This window comes from Bacillus sp. FSL R12-0074 (assembly GCF_038005725.1).
Taxonomy (GTDB): domain Bacteria; phylum Bacillota; class Bacilli; order Bacillales; family Bacillaceae_G; genus Bacillus_A; species Bacillus_A mycoides.
This window is the reverse complement of sequence record NZ_JBBOTR010000001.1, coordinates 2,348,011-2,370,463: the sequence shown is the minus strand read 5'-3', so window position 1 is coordinate 2,370,463 and position 22,453 is coordinate 2,348,011. Positions and strand designations below refer to the sequence as shown.

At 33.7% G+C, this 22,453-nt stretch carries 23 protein-coding genes and 2 pseudogenes; 8 read left to right on the top strand and 17 right to left on the bottom strand.

Annotation, left to right across the window (positions count from 1 at the left end; genetic code table 11):
- Positions 1–102: 102 nt before the first annotated feature.
- The 4 genes from NSS97_RS12395 to gabT all read right to left on the bottom strand — a co-directional run bounded on the left by NSS97_RS12395 (position 103) and on the right by gabT (position 3,909).
- Positions 103–699 carry a DUF1349 domain-containing protein gene (locus NSS97_RS12395; protein WP_131929250.1) on the bottom strand — a complete coding sequence of 199 codons (597 nt, stop codon included), beginning with the start codon at positions 697–699 and terminating at the stop codon, positions 103–105.
- A 33-nt stretch (positions 700–732) separates the two neighbouring features.
- Positions 733–1,617: a GNAT family N-acetyltransferase gene (locus tag NSS97_RS12390; RefSeq protein ID WP_341112687.1), complete on the bottom strand. Its 885-nt coding sequence runs from the start codon at positions 1,615–1,617 to the stop codon at positions 733–735.
- Between the two features lie 262 nt (positions 1,618–1,879).
- Positions 1,880–2,569, bottom strand: coding sequence for an MOSC domain-containing protein (locus NSS97_RS12385; RefSeq protein ID WP_107887522.1), 690 nt, complete (start codon positions 2,567–2,569; stop codon positions 1,880–1,882).
- A gap of 14 nt (positions 2,570–2,583) precedes the next feature.
- On the bottom strand, positions 2,584–3,909 hold the full coding sequence (gabT, locus tag NSS97_RS12380) for a 4-aminobutyrate--2-oxoglutarate transaminase (RefSeq protein ID WP_002085627.1): 1,326 nt from the start codon (positions 3,907–3,909) through the stop codon (positions 2,584–2,586).
- A 129-nt stretch (positions 3,910–4,038) separates the two neighbouring features.
- On the opposite strand from gabT, the gene NSS97_RS12375 reads away from it, so the two are divergent.
- Positions 4,039–4,941: a LysR family transcriptional regulator gene (locus NSS97_RS12375; protein ID WP_085963395.1), complete on the top strand. Its 903-nt coding sequence runs from the start codon at positions 4,039–4,041 to the stop codon at positions 4,939–4,941.
- A 307-nt stretch (positions 4,942–5,248) separates the two neighbouring features.
- Here the strand turns inward: NSS97_RS12375 and NSS97_RS12370 are convergent, their stop codons facing one another.
- Both NSS97_RS12370 and NSS97_RS12365 read right to left on the bottom strand, forming a co-directional pair.
- Complete coding sequence (locus NSS97_RS12370) at positions 5,249–5,560, bottom strand: heterocycloanthracin/sonorensin family bacteriocin (protein WP_063226656.1); 312 nt, start codon at positions 5,558–5,560, stop codon at positions 5,249–5,251.
- Between the two features lie 1,146 nt (positions 5,561–6,706).
- Positions 6,707–6,859 (bottom strand): hypothetical protein, encoded by a 153-nt coding sequence (locus NSS97_RS12365; protein WP_162836442.1) that lies wholly within the window; start codon positions 6,857–6,859, stop codon positions 6,707–6,709.
- Between the two features lie 432 nt (positions 6,860–7,291).
- Here NSS97_RS12365 and NSS97_RS12360 point away from each other — a divergent pair, with 432 nt between their 5' ends.
- Entirely contained in the window at positions 7,292–9,145 is a 1,854-nt protein-coding gene (locus NSS97_RS12360) for a YVTN family beta-propeller repeat protein (RefSeq protein WP_341112685.1), read from the top strand.
- A 363-nt stretch (positions 9,146–9,508) separates the two neighbouring features.
- On the opposite strand, the gene NSS97_RS12355 is transcribed toward NSS97_RS12360, so the two are convergent.
- Together NSS97_RS12355 and NSS97_RS12350 are read right to left on the bottom strand one after the other, a co-directional pair.
- The gene (locus tag NSS97_RS12355) at positions 9,509–9,760 is read right to left on the bottom strand and encodes a DUF3947 family protein (protein WP_002085634.1); all 252 of its coding nucleotides are present in this window, start codon (positions 9,758–9,760) and stop codon (positions 9,509–9,511) included.
- A gap of 1,150 nt (positions 9,761–10,910) precedes the next feature.
- Positions 10,911–11,216: a hypothetical protein gene (locus NSS97_RS12350; protein WP_107887519.1), complete on the bottom strand. Its 306-nt coding sequence runs from the start codon at positions 11,214–11,216 to the stop codon at positions 10,911–10,913.
- Between the two features lie 2 nt (positions 11,217–11,218).
- Between NSS97_RS12350 and NSS97_RS30470 the strand changes: the two are divergent.
- A pseudogene (locus NSS97_RS30470) lies at positions 11,219–11,305 on the top strand (tyrosine-type recombinase/integrase); the annotation flags it as partial.
- Between the two features lie 112 nt (positions 11,306–11,417).
- Here NSS97_RS30470 and NSS97_RS12345 read toward each other — a convergent pair.
- Complete coding sequence (locus tag NSS97_RS12345) at positions 11,418–11,681, bottom strand: hypothetical protein (protein ID WP_044441703.1); 264 nt, start codon at positions 11,679–11,681, stop codon at positions 11,418–11,420.
- A 53-nt stretch (positions 11,682–11,734) separates the two neighbouring features.
- Positions 11,735–12,859: pseudogene (locus NSS97_RS12340) on the bottom strand (C45 family autoproteolytic acyltransferase/hydolase).
- A 392-nt stretch (positions 12,860–13,251) separates the two neighbouring features.
- Between NSS97_RS12340 and NSS97_RS12335 the strand changes: the two are divergent.
- Positions 13,252–13,683 (top strand): hypothetical protein, encoded by a 432-nt coding sequence (locus NSS97_RS12335; RefSeq protein WP_107887518.1) that lies wholly within the window; start codon positions 13,252–13,254, stop codon positions 13,681–13,683.
- 107 nt (positions 13,684–13,790) lie between these two features.
- On the opposite strand, the gene NSS97_RS12330 is transcribed toward NSS97_RS12335, so the two are convergent.
- The gene (locus tag NSS97_RS12330; RefSeq protein ID WP_107887517.1) at positions 13,791–14,834 is read right to left on the bottom strand and encodes an aspartate-semialdehyde dehydrogenase; all 1,044 of its coding nucleotides are present in this window, start codon (positions 14,832–14,834) and stop codon (positions 13,791–13,793) included.
- 129 nt (positions 14,835–14,963) lie between these two features.
- On the opposite strand from NSS97_RS12330, the gene NSS97_RS12325 reads away from it, so the two are divergent.
- Complete coding sequence (locus NSS97_RS12325) at positions 14,964–15,833, top strand: LysR family transcriptional regulator (protein ID WP_044441709.1); 870 nt, start codon at positions 14,964–14,966, stop codon at positions 15,831–15,833.
- 113 nt (positions 15,834–15,946) lie between these two features.
- Here NSS97_RS12325 and NSS97_RS12320 read toward each other — a convergent pair whose 3' ends face one another.
- The 3 genes from NSS97_RS12320 to NSS97_RS12310 form a co-directional block, all read right to left on the bottom strand.
- Entirely contained in the window at positions 15,947–16,552 is a 606-nt protein-coding gene (locus NSS97_RS12320; protein WP_107887516.1) for a DUF6241 domain-containing protein, read from the bottom strand.
- Positions 16,553–16,808: 256 nt separating this feature from the next.
- Positions 16,809–17,468, bottom strand: a complete 660-nt coding sequence (locus NSS97_RS12315; protein ID WP_107887515.1) for an AAA family ATPase — start codon at positions 17,466–17,468, stop codon at positions 16,809–16,811.
- On the bottom strand, positions 17,468–18,364 hold the full coding sequence (locus NSS97_RS12310; RefSeq protein WP_341112670.1) for a CPBP family intramembrane glutamic endopeptidase: 897 nt from the start codon (positions 18,362–18,364) through the stop codon (positions 17,468–17,470). Before NSS97_RS12310 ends, NSS97_RS12315 begins: the two co-directional genes overlap by 1 nt.
- A 382-nt stretch (positions 18,365–18,746) precedes the next feature.
- Here NSS97_RS12310 and cspD point away from each other — a divergent pair, with 382 nt between their 5' ends.
- Entirely contained in the window at positions 18,747–18,950 is a 204-nt protein-coding gene (cspD, locus tag NSS97_RS12305; RefSeq protein WP_002012849.1) for a cold-shock protein CspD, read from the top strand.
- Between the two features lie 86 nt (positions 18,951–19,036).
- Positions 19,037–19,222, top strand: coding sequence for a cold-shock protein (locus NSS97_RS12300; protein ID WP_000286202.1), 186 nt, complete (start codon positions 19,037–19,039; stop codon positions 19,220–19,222).
- Positions 19,223–19,265: 43 nt separating this feature from the next.
- On the opposite strand, the gene NSS97_RS12295 is transcribed toward NSS97_RS12300, so the two are convergent.
- The gene (locus NSS97_RS12295; RefSeq protein ID WP_002031946.1) at positions 19,266–19,817 is read right to left on the bottom strand and encodes a GNAT family N-acetyltransferase; all 552 of its coding nucleotides are present in this window, start codon (positions 19,815–19,817) and stop codon (positions 19,266–19,268) included.
- A gap of 230 nt (positions 19,818–20,047) precedes the next feature.
- Here NSS97_RS12295 and NSS97_RS12290 point away from each other — a divergent pair, with 230 nt between their 5' ends.
- Positions 20,048–20,596 (top strand): hypothetical protein, encoded by a 549-nt coding sequence (locus NSS97_RS12290; protein ID WP_107887514.1) that lies wholly within the window; start codon positions 20,048–20,050, stop codon positions 20,594–20,596.
- Positions 20,597–20,661: 65 nt separating this feature from the next.
- Here NSS97_RS12290 and NSS97_RS12285 read toward each other — a convergent pair whose 3' ends face one another.
- Complete coding sequence (locus tag NSS97_RS12285; protein WP_002168406.1) at positions 20,662–22,062, bottom strand: protoporphyrinogen oxidase; 1,401 nt, start codon at positions 22,060–22,062, stop codon at positions 20,662–20,664.
- Between the two features lie 158 nt (positions 22,063–22,220).
- Positions 22,221–22,370: an aspartyl-phosphate phosphatase Spo0E family protein gene (locus NSS97_RS12280; RefSeq protein WP_002012842.1), complete on the bottom strand. Its 150-nt coding sequence runs from the start codon at positions 22,368–22,370 to the stop codon at positions 22,221–22,223.
- Positions 22,371–22,453: the final 83 nt, after the last annotated feature.

The window sequence follows — 22,453 nt, the reverse complement described above, 5'->3', positions numbered from 1 at the left end:
TGGAACTTTAATCTACCAGGCATTTTCACTGCCAGTTGATGTGAATACTCTTTAACTTAATAAAAACCGCATTCTCATTTAGTAAGAATGCGGTTTTTCCATCTATATTTGTTCAATTTTAAAATCGAAAACCTCGGTCTCGAATCCATTATTTTCAGAAGGACTACACGTATAAAAACCAATTTTAACAGGCTCATTACCTATGTCCTCCATCAAATGAGCGATTCTTATTTGTTCCCATCGCTGACTCGTTTTCACATATATTGTATAATCGCCAATTTTTCGAATAATTCGAAAACGTAATTGTTGCTTAGCAAACTCATTTGGATAGTCTTGCGTTGACCAATCAGAATAGCCATTATTCGTTACGACAGCACCTAAATGTGATGGGCCCTCAGGAATATATTCTAAAGATGTTTTTAACCAACACTTCTCAGAAATCATAACAAATAAACCCGCTTGATCGTATGTCGCATTTGGATTCATGCGCAATTGAACCTCAGCCTGAAAATCTGTCATTATCTCATCATAAAATACATGGCCATTCATTACTTCAAAACCATAATGGGTTTTCAGCCAAAAATCTGTTTCTTCTTTCGAATGGACAATGAATGTATCATTGTCTTCAAGTTTGTAAAATTTAGGTGCATTCATTACAGTAAGTTGCTCAATATGATTTGGTATATATGATGTTTTCATAATTCCTCCATAAAAAAGCATTTAAATTAATATTTAAAACTCAGTTAATACCGGGAATTTATAACCTTTAAAATCTAATTCTTTATTACTTCGAACCATTAAATACTTACTAGTCTGTAATTCTGTATATTGTACATCATCAATTCCTAATTGATCTGGGTAGAAATAAAATTCAATCTCCGTAAATTCCCCAGAGATTTCCTCACATAATTCATCTAAAATCGGAATTACCGGCGCAAATACTCCAAATAATTTTAGTTTTTGATTTTCTACTGTAAGAACAATCAGCGCATCTAATTTCTCTGAATAATAAAGGTTTTCATTCCATGTTGAATCATACATATTTAAATAAAACGAAGAGCGGTAATTTAGCGCTGAAAATTTATTAGAAAGCCTTTGGCCATTTTCAATAATCTCATGTATTAATTGTCTATCCTCTTCATTATAAAAATCTAACTTTTTAAGTTGAGAATCTTTGTAACCTTTATTTTCGTATGATACTGTCATCAAATATTCTTGCACAATTTGAAAACCAAATGGTTTATATAGTTCCGGATTTTCAGTAAACAAGACCGCACACTCGCATTGCTCATCAATTTCCTCTATCATCTTACTAAACAATTGTTTCATTAATCCTCGTCTACGATAATTCGGATGTGTCATTACTGATTGAATACCCGTTGCATTTATTTTTTCACCATTAATTAAAAGCGGAAGTGAAAATGCCGCAACATTTGCAATCGCATTATCATCTTGTAAAAATGATAATGCTTTATATGTATGATCCCAATACCCTTTCTCTGAAAAATCCTGCAATGTTTGGCTCGTAATCCCAAACACTTCTTCAAATAAAGGAAATAACTGTTCTCTTCTCGGTTCTTCTAATAGAAAGTTTGCCATTTTTTCAACATTCCCCATGTTGTCCCTCCATACGTCGATTCCATTAATTTAGATATACTTATATGACTTACTCTCAAAAAATAGGCCTTTCAAATCAATATAGTATCATAAAACTTTTAAAAATGGTTTAATTTATTTTATGTTTTGATTATTAAAAAACAAGTCGAATAAACTAGTATTAAGATTTTTGAATAATATCATGTTTATTATATAACAAATGGTGCTTCCTACTTATCTTTCCGATAATAGAAATACACCATTTTATGCAAATATAATTCACCTATTCTTTGGTTCCCTCAAGTCGCTCCATCGTACTAATTTCTTCTCCCTTCACTCGCTTTTCAAACGTCTTTCTCCAACTAGTAGACAGTGCATTTACTTCTAAAATCCTTATTAATCCTTCAGAGTTTTGTTTTTCTTTATGCATTATGCGATTCGCAAACAAAATTGACACACCTTTTGGATCAGGCTTCAACAATTTTAAAGTATCTACCGGTAATATCCACCCTTCTTTTAATACTCGAAAATAAAAACCTGTGTATCCTGTATCTTGAAAATATAATGGCAACTTTGGAATATTATATTTCTTCGCTAATTTAAAACAAGGTTGTCTTGGCTGCGTTACTTGTACAATCGCTTCTCCGAGTTGAAACGTGTCACCAATACAAACATCTTCTTCACGCATTCCGCTTACTGTTATATTTTCACCGAAAGCCCCATATACAAGTTCCTGATTCAACTCTTTTTCCCAGTAAGGATAGTGGTCACCAGTATAAACACAAACCGCTTTATCTACCCCTCCATGATGAACTAAATCCGCCTGTCCATCTCCATTAAACTTTAAAAATGATAAAAAAACAGGTTCCTTTACTTGCTTTTTATTTATCCCTGTTTGAATTAACTTCCCACCATACATAACCTCTTTTGGCAATCCTAGATTTAAAGATAGGATTTCATATACTTTAGTCATTCAAATCCCTCCTCTTACTTGCGGCACAACTTTTCAAAAGACTCATTTATTATTTCAAATCCTCTATCTATTTCTTCGTTTGAGATAACTAGAGGTGGTAAAAAGCGTAGTACATTATCAAATATCCCCGCTCCAATACTTATAAGCCCATTCTTCCAAAAATCTTCAATTAGCTTTACTGTTAGTTCTTTTGCAGGTTCTTTCGTTATGCGATTCGTTACAAGTTCCATTGCAACCATCGCACCGATTCCACGAACATCACCAATCACTTCGTACTTTAATTGCATTTGATGTAGATGTGACATTATTCTATTTCCAATTTGCTGAGCCCTTTCAACTAGATTTTCTTCTTCCATTATTTCAAATACAGCAAGACCGGCTGCACATGATAACGGACTCCCGGCAAAAGTTCCACCAATTTGTCCTCTCCCAGGAATGTCCATCAACTCCGCACGACCGACAATAGCACTTAATGGTAAACCGCCAGCAATTGATTTTGACAAAGTCATTATGTCAGGTTCTATATGAAAATGTTCCGTTGCAAACCATTTCCCTGTTCGGCCAAATCCAGTTTGCACTTCATCCATTATCATTAAAATACCGTATTGATTACAAATTTCTCGTAATCGTTTTACAAATGAAATGGAAGGAACAATAAACCCACCCTCTCCTTGTACTGGTTCCATTACGATCGCTGCTACTTTTTCAGGTGATACTTCTTCTAAAAACTTTTCAAACTGATAGATGACTTGAGAATCCACTTCTTCAGGAGAAACTCCTTCTTCAGCTCTGTAATAGTACGGATACGGCAATATATGCATGTCTGAAACGAACGGACCAAATCCTGCTTTATATGGAGTTTCTTTGGTCGATAGAGACATTGTCATTAATGTTCTCCCATGAAATCCTCGTTCAAACGAAATTACTTTACTCCTCCCTGTTACTTTACGTGCGATCTTTACAGCATTTTCAATCGCTTCCGCACCACTATTGGCAAACATCGTTTTTTTCTTACTTGTACCTGGCACTTTCTCATTAATTTTCTCCGCTAAAGTAATATAATTTTCATATGGAGTTACATGAAAACAAGGATGTATAAATGATTCTGCTTGTTTTTGTACCGCTCTTACAACTTTCGGATGACAATGTCCAACATTTTGCATACCAATTCCACCAGCAAAATCAATAAACTGATTTCCATCTACATCTGTTATTATCGCTCCCCTTGCTTCTTTTACATATAAAGGCGTTAAATGATATATTCCTGTCGGTACAGCCTCCTCATACCTTTTTTGAAGTACTTGTGAATAACTGCCCGGTAATACACTAGATTTCAACAATTCTTCTTCACCTCATCTAATTTTTTAATCAATCCATTTCTGATAAAGTGATTATATATCCCACAAAACCATTGTTCAATTCAATTATTTATATAATAATGATAGGTATATCCTATGATTAAACTTGAGGTGATTTCAATCGAATTACGACAATTAGAATACTTTTTAGCTGTTTCGAAAGAATTACATTTCACAAAAGCAGCCGAGAAATTAAATATTTCACAACCTTCACTAAGCCAACAAATACGTGCATTAGAACATGAAGTAGGCATGCCACTTTTCGATCGAATTGGTAAAAAAATATCTTTAACTGAAGCAGGCAGAGTTTTATTATCGCACAGTAAAACAATCTTTCACGAAGTCGAACAAGCTCGTTCTGCCATTCAAGATTTAAATGGATTACATCATGGTTCCTTAACAATAGGATCTTTGTTAACCGTAGTAAATTATTTACTACCACCAGCTATATTAGATTTCAATAAGCAATATCCAAATATCGAACTCTCTGTGTTGGGGCTTCGTACAGGAGAAATTCGTGAAAAATTATTACAAAATGAATTAGATATTGGTATTACATTTCTCCCGGTGCAAGATAAAGAGATTGTTTCTATCCCACTATATAAAAGTGAACTTACATTAGTTGTGCCAACCAGCCATTCTTTAACTGAACGTAAGTATGTATCTATTGAAGAATTACAGGACTATCCTTTAATTCTTCTACCTAAAAATTTCTATTTAACAGAACTAATTACATCTCATTGCCAAAACTTTAACTTTAAACCAAAGCCAATTTTAGAAATTAGTACAATGGAATCTTTAATTCAAATGGTCGCACAAGGTATGGGGATTACCGTGTTACCAAAACCGTATATAGACTTTTTGCAAAATGAGCACATACAAGCTATTAAAATTGAAAACCCCACTCCAACAATAGATATAGGACTTATTTATAGAAGAGATAAATATATGTGCGCTGCTACCCGGAAATTTATTGAGCAACTCAAAATAACAGTACATTCTTTACAAAAATAAGCATAAAAAGAGATTATCCTATGCAGCCGTTACACAACGACCTATTAGAATAATCTCTTTTTATAATGATATAAAACATTACATTTTATGGTTTCTTTTCTAATAACCTATTATTCATTATAAGTGCTAAATTATTATCGTATTATTAAGCTTCACATCAGCGATATTTTATGTCTATTTCGTATAGGTGTTAGCAAGTCTGTTTGCAAACTTGTTAGCACATTTTTATAAAAATTATATAATGCTTCACAAAGTAGGAATCCGTTTCGATCAATCTTTTTTCAAAATGGATTCCTTTTGTCTCTTATCAATATTCAAATGTTACAGTAGTACCATTAAAACCATCAAAACAATTAGAGCAATTAGAGCAATTAGAGCAACCACCACAACCAAAACAACTAAAGCAACCGAAGCAACCAAAACAACGGAATCCACCACAACGACCACCGCCACAACGACCACAACCACCACAACGACCACCGCCACAGCCGCCACAGCGACGAGCATCATCTGTAATATAGTAATATGGATATTGGTTTTGCTGGTCCCAATACACAATATTTCCAGGCTGATAATCATTAAGGCTTAACGCTTGTAGTTCTTGTTGAAAATTATTCATCTTCATGACCTCCGTTTATAAACTAAAACCCCATCGATACTTTCCTATATTTCTGTTCGTTAAATCTAAGTAGAAATAGCGCTATAAAGTGAAACTTTAATCAGTAGGGGTTTTGTTCATCCCCCACTGATTATTAGCCCGCACCAATCGGGCGTTTACGGGCAGCAGGGCTCCCACCTAACTTCTTTGCTCCAGTTGAATTTTGAGGTGGGAGTTTTACTGCCCACAAATAGCGGGATAAACTAAGTTCAATACGTACACCAACAAAATATGACCTATCACTAGATGATGCACCTTGTTCATATGCCTATTTTTAGGTTATTTTTACTATGGGCTCATTTTTATAAAGTGAAACTTTAATCAGAGGGGGTTTACGGGCAGTTAATGCGGGCTAAATGGACATTATAAAATATGAATTTAAACAATAATATTTAGATTTATGTCATCATTTTCTAGTTCTATAGTCGTATATTCCATAATTTTGTTTGGTCATCTTCGTATTTCCAATATGCACTCCCATCTTTATTTTTCTTCGCTTCAATATCTGCTATATCAGAGCTAATTTTATAAGTATTTATAATTATTGATTTCTGCTAAGAAAAGTCTATTTTTATGAATGGCAAATCAGCGATGTTTTATGTCTATTCCGCATACGTGTTAGCACTTTCTTATATTTCTTCTATTGCATACACCTTCATAATTTCAATATATTTTCCCTTACCACATGGACATGGTTGCTCTCTTCTATATGATTCTTCCCAGCTCATTTAAACACACCTCTTTAACTACTTAATTTATATTATTATATAAAAAAGCCCTGCCACAAGGCAGAGCGAGTAAGATGGATTACACGTATCATATAACAATTTATATCAGTAACACAAAAGATCATAATTTCATCTTCACTAAAATAAAACCACGTTCATATAATCCCTAAAGCAGTAGCTATCAAACGGATAGCTATTTTTTTATTCTCATAAAAACTATCACGCCTCATCATCAATTCATTATAAACATAGGAATCTTTGACTTTCTCACTCCCAAAATACTTCAATTCAATTATCTGACGTTGATCATTATCAAGAGCATATTTCAATGTCCGTTCAATTTGTTTAAAACGTATCTCATGATTCTTATCGTCACCTTTCATTTTAGGAAAAAGAACGATGCCCCCGTTTGAGCCTGTTCTTCTTGATTTTTCATCCGAACGCACAATGCTTTGTAGTTTTTCAGCTCCTTCACCACAAGTCTTCGCATCTCTTTTTCATCGATGTCTTCAGAAAATGACAATTGATTCATACGATACGGTTCCCCTCCGTTCGATCTACTTATTTATAAAAGGATTATTTTATTAAGTTTTATTTCCACTAAACAATCCAGTCTCTTAAATGTATTAAGATACTGGAAAAAATTCAAATCAGATGCCCGTTATATGGAATGCGAGTCATATTAATAAAATCATATATCATAATATCTTCTATTCCTATGATTACAACATCCTATTAGTAACTAAGTATTGATTATATGTACTATAAAAGCATCTTCATTTTATTTATATATATGATTACATGTAAAATAAGATCATCTTCACTTTATTGACATATACTTTGAAGGAAGAAAAATTTCTGAACATTTCATATTAAACATATACCCATAAATACTTTAAACTCAGTTGCTAATATAAATTATCAAGACATATCTAACATTTAAAATTTTTTAGAGGAGTTATTTATGAGACATAATAATAAGTCAAATTCACCAAATTCGTGTGATAAGTTTCAGCGCCCCTGCTTTATTTCTGTATCCCCTTGTAATCAAAGTAATTGTTGTACACCTGTTTTTTTCTCAAATTCTCAACAACAAGAATTATTGCAAATAATAAACCAATTAAACCAAGCTATCCTTTCTTTCTTCACAACACCAAATCCTACAACTAGACAAATACTCCAAACAGCATTACAGGCATTAAATGATTTATTAATAGCAGTACAACCAAATACACCAAATAGAAATTTAGTTTTACGAACTATAAACCAATTAATCAATTCCTTACCTACTGCAACTCTCACTCAAATCTCAGCATTATTCCAATTTCTATTCCAAAACTTGTCTTCACTTATTAGTTGTTCAAATATATCGGACCCCTTGTTACAGCAGACATTTAGCTTAATTTTACAAGGAGTCTTGAATAGTTCACTATTAAACATTACTGGAACGACGGGGCCGACGGGGCCTGAAGGGCCTGAAGGACCTACTGGACCTCAAGGCGTGCAAGGCATTCAAGGAACTGAAGGGCCTGAAGGGCCTGAAGGACCTACTGGACCTCAAGGTGTGCAAGGTATTCAAGGCATTCAAGGACCACCAGGACCTACTGGTTCAGGGACAGGAACAGGAGTTCCTGGGCCACCAGGACCTACTGGACCTCAAGGCGTGCAAGGCATTCAAGGAACTGAAGGGCCTGAAGGACCTGAAGGACCTACTGGACCTCAAGGCGTGCAGGGCATTCAAGGAACTGAAGGGCCTGAAGGACCTACTGGACCTCAAGGCGTGCAAGGTATTCAAGGGCCTGAAGGACCACCGGGACCTACTGGGCCATCGGGAGATTGTGATTGCCCACCGGGGCCAACTGGACCGACGGGACCTACTGGGCCTACTGGGCCGACGGGAACTGGATGTAATTTCCTTGTTTATGCTACAAACGCAGGAGCCATTGATGATCCTGCAGATGATACAGTTTCTGTTATTAACACCGGGACAAATACAGTAGTCGCTACAATTACTGTAGATAATGCCCCTCTTGAAGTAACAGTTTCTCCAAATGGGGCTCGTGCTTATGTTACTAATATTTTTTCTAATACAGTTTCCGTTATTGATACTGCCACTAATACAGTTATCGATACCATCCCTGTTGGAACTAACCCGATTGGTGTAGCTGTTTCTCCCGATAACACAACTGTTTATGTTGGAAATCATGGTAATAATACAGTTTCTGTTATTAACGCTGCTACCAACACAGTTGTTGGTACCATTAATGTTGGAATCGCTCCGCAAGGAATTACTGTTTCTCCAAATGGGACCCTTGCGTATGTTGCAAACGAATTAAGTAATACAATTTCTGTTATCGCTACTGCTACCAACACAGTTGTTGGTACCATTAATGTCGGTATTCGACCTAGGATAATCGTCTTCACACTAGATGGGACTCGTGCTTATGTCACAAATCAAAACAGCAATACTGTTTCTGTTATTAACACCGCTACAAATTCCGTTATTGATACAATTAACGTAGGTACCGAACCTGTTGGTATAGCTATTACACCGGATGGAGCTCGTATTTACGTTGTAAATAAAGTAAGTAATAATGTATCTGTAATAAGTACGTTGACAAACACCGTCATCGATACCATTCCGGTTGCACTATCACCAGACCAAGTGACTATCATACCAGATGGCACTCGCGCCTATGTTACAAACCAAGCTAGTAATACTGTTTCTGTCATCAATACTGCTACAAATACGGTTATTGATACGGTCCCAGTAGGTGTTGCTCCAACTGGTATAGCAACCGGGTTTATTTGCGAATAATATAAAAAACAGAGAGACACTAATCATATTCCTCTTTTCTTCCATTAATCCCCATCATATCCGAGCAGTTAGCTTTTGCTAGCTGCTTTTTTTTACAAATAATAATTAATTTACCCAAGAGCATTTCAAAATATTTTCGTATGATATGGTGTATTCCTTTCTTTTGAGTGAATGATCTCGTCATGAGAGCACTTTATTAAGTGCTCTTTTCGTGTTTCAAATACATACAAAATAAAATTTTTATATTAATCTTAATTACACATTTAATTGAATATTAATTCATGAGATACGAATCATTTCTTATAAGGGCGCTCTGTACTTGCGCCCTTATATAAATACTCAAATTTATTCCCCCGCATATTTTTATAAATTGTATACAGTTCCATATGGAATTGTTGAAACAGAAATTCCGTATGGTGTAATATGATGCATTGGATAATAATACTCCATAGATAAATAGTACGGTTGTATGCCTTGCTGTATTTGTTGCATTTGCTGCTGTGCTTGTAACGCTTGTTGAACAGCTTGAATTGTACTTTGTGCTCCGCTATACGTAATACCCGCCGTACCATACGGACGCATTCTATCTCGGGTATCAAAATATGAATAAAACATTAGTATTCAACTCACTTCCATATAAGTTATTACAAAGTATATTATGAGTATTAATTTCAGTGAGTGTTAAAAACTAGTCCACTAGCTTTTATTCAAATAACGTTTTTGTTCAACTGCCTTCTTTTTATCCCCACGCCTTATCAAAATATAATCTTATATATCTTTCAACTTATTATGATGCAAGTGTCTACACTAAATTGTTAGACAAGCATAAAATAAATTGAGTCTAATAATAAAGGAAAAATAAATATGCAAAACCGTTACATGCTTACAGTCAAACTCACCTCATTTAATGGGACAACGCTGACTGGCATTACTATAGAAGGTTTCACGCTGACAGCGAACGTCACGTTAAGAACAACCTATCATCAAGCAATTCTCAATCGCTTTCCCCATCAGGACCCAGTTCGCCCCTAGTCGTGAACTATAACGTAGCCGTCAAATCTGGCAGAAGATCTGCTATCTTGAATGCCGTGACGCAACTCGCGAATGCTGGGGCAAGCGCGCAGGTCCGTCTGGATTCCTGCAACAATACTGTGGCATCCTTCCGTCCCGTTCTCTCAATAATATAAGTCAGATACCCGTCACAATAGGATACCGACTGTGACGGGTACGAAGCTGTTCGATTAAATAGCCCTCAAATTTGTCCCCATCCCATTTCCCTTCACTCCTTGAATATTTTTTCAAAACCAATACATACTATTTTCAAGCCGCCGTATCCACGGCTAATACTTCTTTCTTTTGTTACAGCAGAAGCAGGTAGATTCGTCACTTATCTGCTTTCTCTGTATATTTTTTAAAATATCGAAAAGACTACCTACAAGCTGTTTGAACTAGCAGCTTCACTCTTCTTAAAATGGGAAAGCAATTTATCACAATTAGCTAACTCATTCGACTCACTGGCAGACAACCAAAATTGTTGTCTGCTTTTTGTATGGAATTTTTCATTTTGCATATACTACTTTTGAGCCTGTTTACCAATGCAAGCCATTTTGGTGTTTTGAATTCCTACTAAGCTTTTTTGTTGCATAAATTATTACATCTTTGACAACACTGGTTAAAAGCGCGTTTTCTGGTTATTCGTAGTTCTAGTCCAGAATAATTTTTCTCCTATAAAGGACAGTAGGTACGACTGCTCGTCCTTTTTTACTTATATCGCATACTCTCCCTTTTGACAGCTATGAACCGCATTGCCCTCTTCATCGAAGTAAGCAATTTCCCAATAAGGGTGGCAGTTGTACGCTTCTATTTTCCCATCGAACAAATTAGTTTTCCAGTTTCCAACGATCGTACCCCACTTGCCAGCTACATTTACTCGCATACCCATGTAAGCAAAATGTAGATTTCGGTGGTTCTGCACTTTCTTGAAAGCTTTTTCCGCGTTGTACATCTGCTTGATGTCAAAAACACCTTCGTTCTCGCACTTTACAAACTTCATGAATTCTGTCATTGACATTTGATATCTCTTTAACTTTAAGGGTATATTCTCATGTCTTACCCAATATGCAAGAAGATGCAGCGAAAACATTCGCGAAGAGTATATTTCGATATGTGTTTACAAAATGTTTGCAAACACATATCGAAATGCTCAAAAGCATTGATTTAAAGGCATCTATAGCACATTGAAATAAAACATTACATATAAACTCGTGTAATTTTAGTGCACCTTTTTTGAGATTGGAATATATTTTGTAAAATACGCCCCCACTAGCAACAATACGATTGAGACTAGCCAAGTAAAAATACCCCCAAAATGAAGCCAATATGCAAACAAATTTAAGATTGCAATTAAAAAGCAACAAATAGAAGTTAATGAACTTTTTAATCCTTTTATCCCCGCTTTTTTTCTTTTTTGATATGTTATATACATCAAAGCGACTAGAAAAAGGATTAGAACAATTGGTAACATAGCTTGTAGCAATGGCAATCCCTCCTGTCTATTCCCACCCCTTCATTTTACCATCTTATTCCTTTTTAATCTTTAGGAGTCATTTCATTTTTCTCTTCTCTCCAAAAGTCAGCATAAGTTTTATTTTTAAAGTTCACATTCACTTCGGAAAACGGAAGGCTTTCTCCAACTTTCAATGAGTACCACTCGTTTAAAAGTGGCGATCCGAAGCAAATATTCAATGTACGATCCTGTAAATCAATTAATACAGAATGCAAAGTCCCAAACCACTCTTCATAATTATGCACCGTCACCCCGATAGGATATTCTTCTTCTACCAATCCTTTTAAAGATTCCATGCTCACCTGCTCATTTCGATTTAAATGCTCATGTAAAATGTGATATCTTTTTGTAGATTGTTCTAATTTCCTATTATTTAATTTCTGAATAGGTGAACTGACTGCATGGTTTGTTGATACGATAAAAGCTTGGCTTTCCTCATTAATTGTTGTTATTGATTTATGCCCGTCAAATATTTCAATATGTGCTGCGTTTAAAGGATCCGCTACAATTATATTAATATTACTTGCTATAGGCATTTCTTTTATTAATGATGTAGCTCCCTGCGTATTTCTACATTTCTCCAATATTACTCGAATTACCGCAAAACATTGCAAACCATTTACCATCGGTTTTCTTAAACCTTCAATATTCCCTACAGGTTGACCACATGCTGAAAATGTAATAGATAACCCATGCTCATTAACTCCTTCTGTTCGGCCAAAATATTGAGTAGAAAAGCCACTATGTGCATATGCACCTTCAACATGCGTCGAACAAAAACGCATATCATCTATTTTGGGTGATAAATCAAAATTTCTTAATACATATGTATGCTTTAAATCAGTTTTTTTAAGTAATACTGCACAATGACTACAACCTGCTTTTAATAGTGTCTGATAATATTACATCATATTCCTTGAAGGAATTTTCAATACTTCGCAAAAGCCTTCAATTTCTTCATTAATTCCTGGACAATATTGTTTTAGTACATTTCTAGATTCTGTCCAATGGTTATCCCATATTAAATTTTCTTGCTGTATAAATTGTGGAATGAGATACGGATGTTTCTTTACGAATTCTCCTTGTTGCTTACCAATTTCATAATATTTTCCTTTTAGTGACGAAAAATACCCCTTTATTTGATACACCTTAAATTCCCCCTCACATTGAATATATCCATATCATACCGAAATCCTTTTGTTCATTCTTGATGTTTTTCGCTCTTTTCCACATACATTAACAATCCTTTTTTCTTTTCAATCAGGTCAGTTAATAACTATTTGATACCTACTCAAAACATTGTTAAAATTACTGTAAGAACAAGTATTCGAGAGGTTATTAGGATGAGTACAGTATTTCGAAACTAGTTAAAATAATATCAAATGGAATAAACTCTACATTGAACCTGTTTATTGGCGTTCAACTGATTATGAAAATGCGAAAACTTGTATTTCAAAGGGATGCAAATGGCCATATTGTTCAGTTAAAGAAAGAATATTTTTTAATCATCCATTTATTAGGATGAAAGGAGTAATTGTATATGAGTAAAAGCAAACCAATTGATGAATTAACTATTAAAGACTTGAAACAAAACCCGATATGGGAATGGGCAATAGATGAAGAGGAAAATGAAGAGTGCGATGAAACGTGGGTAAAACCAGTGGAAACTATAAATTTCACAGAAGAATTAAACGGTTCAATAGTACTGGGCGAATTAATAATATATAATGATCAGAAATTCCCTATGATGTGTAGTATTGATATTGAAAATAACGAGGTATTAATTAGTTCCATTGTTTTTTATAACGAAAAAGAAAATGAGTATATTGCTATAGAAGATGTAGTGAAAAAGGTTGAGATGCCAATCTCAATTAATATTTATCTCACAATTAATGGAGAGCCTAGATTTTTAAAATTCTCTGCAAATAAAATTGATATTTATAAAAACACTATAAAAACTAACTTAAATTAAATTCAAATTGAAGTTAGGAGAATACTCATTAAGTAAAAAATGGGAAACCATTATAATTAACGGTTTCCCATATATCCTCCTATTTTCAATGTTTATATAAATTTATACTAAATAATCCCCTTTTCCACCAATGTCTCTGCGATTTGAACTGAGTTCCAAGCCGCACCTTTTAATAAATTATCAGAAACAATCCAAAGATGGAATCCTTTTGGCGTATCCGGATCTTTGCGTATTCTACCTACAAATGTATCTCTTTTACCCTCTGCATATAATGGCGTTGGATAAATTTGTTCACTAGGATTATCTTGTAAAATAACACCTGGTGCATTCAGTAGTACTTCTTTAATTTCTGCAACGGTCGCTTCTTTTTCAAGTTCAATATAAACCGATTCAGAATGCCCCGATACAACTGGAACTCTGACGCAAGTAGCTGCCATTTTCAGATTTGGATCTTCTAAAATTTTCTTCGTCTCTTGAATCATCTTTACTTCTTCGAATGTGAAATCGTTGTCTGTAAATATATCCACTTGCGGCAAAACATTAAATGCAATTGGATAATGTTTTTTATCTTTTTTCGCTGGTAATATAGTACTCTTCACTTCCTCACCTGTAAGCATTGACTTAGCCTGTTCTTTTAATTCATGAATCGCATGAATTCCTGATCCTGATACGGCTTGATACGTTGAAACAATAATTCGTTCTATACCAAATGATTTTCGAATAGGTTGAAGAGCTGTTACCATCTGTAGAGCTGAGCAATTCGGAACTGCAATGATCCCTTTATGTTCTCTTAAAGTATGTGCATTTACTTCTGGAACGACGAGTGGTACATCGTGTGCCATTCGGTATTCACTTGTGTTGTCAATTACGATTGCACCACTAGAAACTGCATGATTTACATATTGTCTAGAAACTTCTCCTCCAGCACTAAAAAATGCAATGTCTACACCTTCAAAACTAGTTGATTTTGTCTCTTGTACAATTATCTCTCGTCCTTTAAATTGCACTACCTTACCAGCGGATCGTTTTGATGAAAGCAATATAACTTCAACTATATTAAATTTAGTTTCTTTCTCTAACAGTTCAATAATTTTCTGCCCAACTGCACCTGTAGCTCCAACAACAGCTACATGATAACCTTTTTTGATCATCTTTTCTCCTCCAATATCACTTAAATGAATATTGCTACAATTTCATTTTATAAAGAATTTAATCATTTGGAAAATTGAAATACATGATATAATCATTCACAAATCATGATAATAAAAGAGGGATTACTTATGGAAATGAGACATGTTAAAACATTTTGTGCGATTGTTAAATATGGTGGTTTTTCTAAAGCTGCTCATGCGTTAGGCTATGCTCAATCTACTGTGACAGCGCATATGAAAGCATTAGAGAACGATTTACATCTCCCTCTTTTCGATCGATTAGGGAAAAAAGTACTTCTTACAAAAGCAGGTCATCAATTTCATCCTTATGCCCTAGAATTACTTGCTATTTATGAAAAAGCGCAAGAAATCCCTCAAAATAGTGATAATTTAGAGGGAACATTAACAATTACCTCTAACGAATCATTAGCAGTGTATCGTTTACCACAATTATTACGTACTTACAAACAGGAAAATCCGAAAGTAAATATCGTACTGGAAACAACTACAAACGAACAAGCAATGAATGAGCTGCGTGAAGGAGAAACAGATGTTATTTTCATAATTGGAGAAAGTATGGAACATAATGATTTTATTACGTGTAATTTATGTAATGAAACATTTGGATGGATTTTCCCTGCTCATTTCCCTTCAAACACTGATCCGCTCCTTTTATTACAAAATACTCAATTTATATTTACTGAACAAAGCTGCGGCTATAGACCGATGGTAGATCGTTTTTTACGTCAAAGTGGGAATATTCCCGCTAAAACATTCGAAACTTCCAATGTTGAAGTCATTAAACAATCTGTGATGTGTGAGTTAGGAATTTCAATTCTCCCTTACATCGTTGTACAAGAAAGTTGTCAAAAAGAGCAACTCTGTTTTCAGCCCATCGAAACTCCAGCAGTCATTCAAAGCCATGTAATCTATCATAAATCTAGATGGATATCACCCGTTTTACAATCGTTTCTTACATTATTAGAGAGAATAGAATAGAAAAGTAAGCGAGTAATAACAAAAATGAGTAACTGCTCTAAAAAGCAATTACTCATTTTTGTTAAAACATTTGTGTTCATAACAGTAAAGGTGTTTCAAAATCAATATGTATATTATTTATTAGCTTGTACCTCACCTGCAATTAATTTACTACCTGAATATGTACCTTTTTGTATAAAAACTTGATTAATTAATTCTTTTTGCTCCTTTTCTGACATTACTCCTTTCCCTTCTCCTAAATTTCCACTTTGCAATTTCCAAATCTTATTGTGGTCCACATCAACCTTTTCATATTTTCCTTGTTTCCATCGTTCTAAAATATCCACATATGTACTTTTTTGTGCAACATCATTACTATTTATAATTTCAAGTAAACTTTCAACACGTTCTTGTGTAATAAAAATATAGCCCCACTTTTGATCAGCTTTTGTTTTTTGATGTGCCATTTCATGTAATGCTGTCTGTATGTTCTCATCTGTCCATTTGAAATTTTTATTAAAACCACTATTCGGCAATGAATGATTGCCATTTTCTAAAAGCTTTGCATCTTCAGCTTTTACATTACTATCAGCTAGCACTTCTACTGCCGGAGCGGCTGGTGATGCCTTTTTCGCAGCTGGTTTACTATTATTCAGATAATACAGCATACCATACGTTACACCTACCCCGATTACCGCCATACCAGCTATAATTCCTATGATTTTAAATAATGTTTTCATCTTGCTTGTTTCCTCCCAAATATCTCTGTTCTTACTACCTCATTATTTCTTATATAAAACAGTTCCTTCATTCAAAATAGTTCATCCCATCCCCTATCATATTATTTATATATATTTCCTTATATTGTATTTCTTTTTTCGTGAAATTGAAAGATTATTCTGTTAAAAAATAAAGATATTCTACAAAATTTCCCTTTATATTATATGGAAACAAAAAAAACAACGAGCGCCTTCTAAAACACTCGTTGTTTTTACTTTATGCTCGATTCTCTTTTAACCACTCCGTAATAGCATCTAACCTCGAAACATCAAAACGTCTTTCTTCACACATGTTTAAGCTGTTTAAACTTTTCACAATTTCTAATTCATTCGACTTTATACTTTTTGCTTCAATCAATTTACAGTACCCGTCTGTGACGGTATTTAAATTTCCATAATAACGCTGCAACGGTTTTGATATATGTAAATGTTTTTCAAAATTTCTTCTGCTTCTCGTCTCATCAAATTCTTTTCGTTTTCTAAGTTCTTCATCATTCGTGTACAAATAAAAATATTGATCTGGAAAACCAATTTCTCTATTTATCATCTTTTCTTTATAAAAGTTTTCTATTAAAGATAACGGCTGATTAAATATATCAAAATGGAAACACCAATTATAACTAAGTGGCTGATAAATATCACCATCGAGTATTACTAACTCATATTGCTGCGACTTCTGCACTGCTATATTCCAGCGCTCTACTTGTTTTTCAAAATACCATGTTCTATGTTCATTTTCTGGTCTTTCAAATAATAGATTAACTTCAGGTATAATAAATGCACCGTAATTTTTTTCTAATTCACGACATGTTGTACTTTTACCAACAGCGCTCGCTCCCTCAAACGCTACAATCCCCATATTTTCTCCCTCTTTCATTAGCTAATATCTCGTTGTTTCACTTTTCGCCCCCATAACTGTTTCCATAAAACGATTGAAGCGATAGAAAGCATTATTGTTGTAATGATACTACCTTCAATACCAAATGAGCCTCCATGAAGCACTTCTGACCCATTTGTTACAGGTTTAAATAGTGGTGTTGAATATATCGTCATGCCACTAACTGCAAAACCATAGACATTATATTGTGCCCAATTCCAAATGGAATGCCATGCACAAATCCCCCAAAGACTACTGTCCTTTAATACGTAAAAAGCTGCAAATACACCAACTAATATTATATTCGATATTGAAAGAATTGTAATACCTGGATTAAGTAAATGAAGAAAACCAAATAAAAAGGACGTCACTATAATCCCAACCCATATACGACTTCTAACAGAAATAACTGGAAACAACCAGCCTCGTACAATAATTTCTTCCGTTGCACCTTGTATTAAAAAAGCAATTAAAGATCCTACAATACCAAATATGGCGGTTGCCGTAATTTGTTGCGTTTGTAGTTTTACAGTACCTGTTAATACAAGTACAATTACTGGTATTGAAATGAAGACAAATCCTATTAACGCACCTCTCAAATACTTTCTCATCCATTGCACTTTCCAAAAACCAATGGATGAAAATGACCTTTTCTCTACAAACCTAATCCATAAAAAAATAAAAAATATAGCCCCACCAAACGTTAATATCATCTCAATATTATTATAAATTGCCTTTACAAATGATGTATCTGCTTTCGGTAAAAACAGCATAAACAACATGAAAAATTCACCTAAAGTTAAAAATACAATTGCAAGTATAACAGCGAAAATAGGATGAACTTTTCTTCTTCCTTCTTTTGCTGCTTCAATTATTTTAAATTGTTTATTTAGCAATATTCTATCCTCCTTATTATTGTAATCATCTGTATTCTTAAAATATATATCATTTCCCTTAAACATATTTTTAAAAATAAATGATTTCTGTTTAGAATAAATTCAGATTAGGAATAATATATAAATAAAAGAGATGTCTCCGTGCCTTTTACCAGTATCACCCAATTCATTCGCTGGTATTACCAGCACTTGCTATTTCCCACCATTTGTTGTAAGATAGTAATTAAGGTCAATTTAGCACTATACTTTCTTTGCATATTATCAAGTATCAATCAGGAATGTTTTTTACTCCTTATGGATTTTTGATAATATGTGAACTTTTATTTTCAATCGAATAAGGCCGATCATATTGTAATCTTTTTAAATTTTAGGAGGCATTACCATGACATTAACAGGTAAAGTAAAATGGTTTAACAGCGAAAAAGGTTTCGGTTTCATCGAAGTTGCAGACGGTAGCGACGTATTCGTTCACTTCTCAGCTATCACTGGCGACGGCTTCAAATCTCTTGACGAAGGTCAAGAAGTTAGCTTCGAAGTTGAAGACGGTAACCGTGGACCTCAAGCTAAAAACGTTGTAAAGCTATAATTCAATCAATAAAAAGGTTGTTACCAGCTCGGTTAACAACCTTTTTAATATATAACTAAAAATTTTTACATAAAAGGAGTGGTTACATGTATCGCAATCGAAAGAACGATGTAGCAGAAGTACCACCAGAACAAACCCCTGTTTGGGAATGTGAATCAGAGGATTGTTTAGGATGGATGAGAAAGAACTTTTCATTTGAAGAAGAGCCTAAATGCCCTTTATGTAAAAGTAGTATGAAAAGCGGAGAACGTTTATTACCTAAAATAGGTTGATTTTTACAAGCCCCTCTTATTTTAAATAAGAGGGGCTTTTTTATTAATAATGAATATCCTCTACATCTGTTCGTACAATAGAATACATTAATGCATCGTGTTGTTTATTTCCTTGATGAATGTATCCACGTAACAGCCCTTCTTGTTGAAAACCTAATTTAGATAACATATTACACGAAGTTATATTTTCAGGATATGTAATAGCTCCAATTCTAAATAAGCCTAAATCTCGAAATCCATAAGTAATAATCTCCCTGGCTGCTTCAGAAGCATAACCATTCCCCCAATAACGAGGATGCAAATCATATCCAATCTCTGAGCGTTTACTCCAAAGTTGTAAATTATTTAATCCAATTGTTCCTACTAAATTATTTGTGTCTTTTAATACAATCCCCCAACGCATTGCCTTTTTCTCAAAGTAATTTTTTGAAAAAGATTCAATCATACGTGAAGCTTGTCCAAACTCAGTAAAAGAATTCATACCGTAATAACACGTTACCTCATCTAATGAGAATATTTCATATATTTTTTGACAATAAGATTGTTCTATTTCAACTAAGCGCAAGCGTTCTGTTTCTAACATAGGAAATACCATAGGATCACTCCTTTCTCTCTACTCATTTATTATAGCAGAAAAAGTATTTATAATTAGGAATGTCCTTAATGTCCCACAAATCAAATATTTCTAGCGATGTTTATCCTATTAATAATATATAACTTCGTTGTATTTATTAATTCCCCTCTAAAAACCACCCCTAATTTATACCCTCTCATGTTAAAATATAGAAAAACAGTAAATATTTCTTACGGAGGTGCTTAAACTTTATGTATATTTTCATTGGCTTATCCCTCTTGCTCATTTTACTCATTTTTTTATTCGCAAAAAAATTCACACCAAACTCATTTATGATGACAAGTTTTAAAGGAAATAGCTTTAAGACATTTTCAGTTGGTATATTAATCGCTGCTACACTCTCTCTTTCATACGGAATGTATCACGCAGCAACATATCAACCTAGATATTTAGATATTAAATTGCAAAATCAAAATTTCACTGTTTTTGGTAATGTTGGTGAGTTTGGTTATTTCTCAGAAGAATTACTAAAAAAAGATACAGAAGTTGAACTGTATTTTGTCTCTTGGGAAACAATACAATTAAATAATCCAGAAATAATAGTAGACTACCCTTCAGGCAAACAGGAAACATGGAAGCCTAATATAACATTAATTCCTACAAATAAATTAAAAGAAAAACATAGTATTAAAGAACTTTATCGGCTCTCACCGTATTCCTTTGAAGAATCTGGAAAAATAACATTAACTATTAAAGAGAATAAAGCCAATCATAAAAAGATTGCAATTAATGTGAAATAATTACAAATAAAATGTCCCTCCATTATGTTGGAGGGACATTTTATTTACATATGTATTCAATATTATTATTTTGACTGTTCATTCAATGTCGTAATTATTTCATTGGCAGTATTCTTTCCGTTTCCAATACAAGCACCAATTCCTACACCGTAATATGAAGCACCAGCTAAGTATACATTAGGATAAAGCACGGCCAATTTTTCTTGTAATGATTGAACAGCTTGATTATGTTCTAAATGATATTTCGGCATTAAATCTTTCCAATTTGTAACTTCAATTACTTCCGGTTCACCTTTAATTCCGAGGCTCTTTTCAATATCATATAAAGCAACTCGTACTAATTCTTCTTCACTATAACTTTTGATCGTTTCATATACTGGATTAGTGCTCTTATAAAACATTCTTACTAATAGCTTTTGTTTACCAGATGTATGTTTCCACTTCCTGCTTGTCCATGTGCAAGCATCACAATGTAAATCACTGTTTTCCGTTACGATAAAACCTGTGCCGTCAGCCGGTAGTTGTTCATCTAGTATGTCAAAACCTAAGTAAATACTTATAAGCGATGAATTTTTAAATTTATTAAAATGCTCATTTAACTCATTAGACTGTAATAACGTTTGTGCGATATCATGTGGAGCTGCTAAAACGACATAATCAGCTTGTATTGTCTCATGATTTGCAAAAGAAACCTCATACCGATCCCCTTTTTTACTTATCACTGTTGTTACAGCACCTTTATTAATGACAGTCTCCGTCAGCACTTCTTCTAAGCGATTAATAATCGTAGATAGTCCACTTTTAAATGATACAAACTTTTTATTTCCTGCTGACTGAAATTGTTTTTTATTCTCTTCAAAACCTTTAATAATACTTCCATATTTATTTTTATACTCAAGTAAATATGGTAACGTAGATGCCATTGTAAGCTCCTTCAATTTACCAGAATATACACCTGAAAGCACAGGTGCAATTTGTCTTTCCACTAATTCTTTCCCTAAAAAGCTTTCTAAAAATACAGCAAGTGATGTATCCTTTGTAAACTCCTTATTTTTCGTAATAAAATCTTTTAAAGCAACGATTTTCCCTTTTTTTGAGACTAGCGTACTGCTAAATAATGATTCAACACTCATAGGAATCCCAAATATAGTGTCAGCAGGAATTGGATGTAATATGTTATCAGAGTATATGTAAGAAATACCTGTTTCGTTATATACCATTTCATTTTCTAAATTTAAATCTTTTACAAGCGGCAAAACATGTTCATTACGAGCTACAATAGAATCTGCTCCAGATTCCATAATAAAATCATTTTCTTCCACACTGTGGATTTTACCACCTAAATACTCTTCTTTCTCAATAAGGATTAAATTTAAATCTATATTATAATCCTTCTTTAATTTTTCTAAATAAAACATAGTAGAAAGTCCAGTAATACCTCCACCGATGACAACGACTGTTTTCATATTTGCTGCGCCCCTAACCGATACAATTAATAATTCCTTTATTATTATAACCAAAAATTATCATAGTCGACTAGCAGCTTGCGCATTCTGTAAGAAATTAGACAATATATATGAATAAAAAAGAACTATAACATATTCAACTCACGTCATAGTTCTTTCTATTTTAAAAACATAAACCAGTTTATTAATTTGTCAATTTCTTGGCTGAGTGCTATTACTTTTTCATGTTGAAGTCCATAATTTGAGACTAGATTCAATAATTCTTCTTTTTTCAATTCAATTATTTTTTCTAACTTCACTAATTCCATGTCGTCTTTATTCGCTCCAATTTCAAAATATATGTATTTTAGTATAGCCTACTTACATAATAAGTAAAAGTCTCATGCTAATG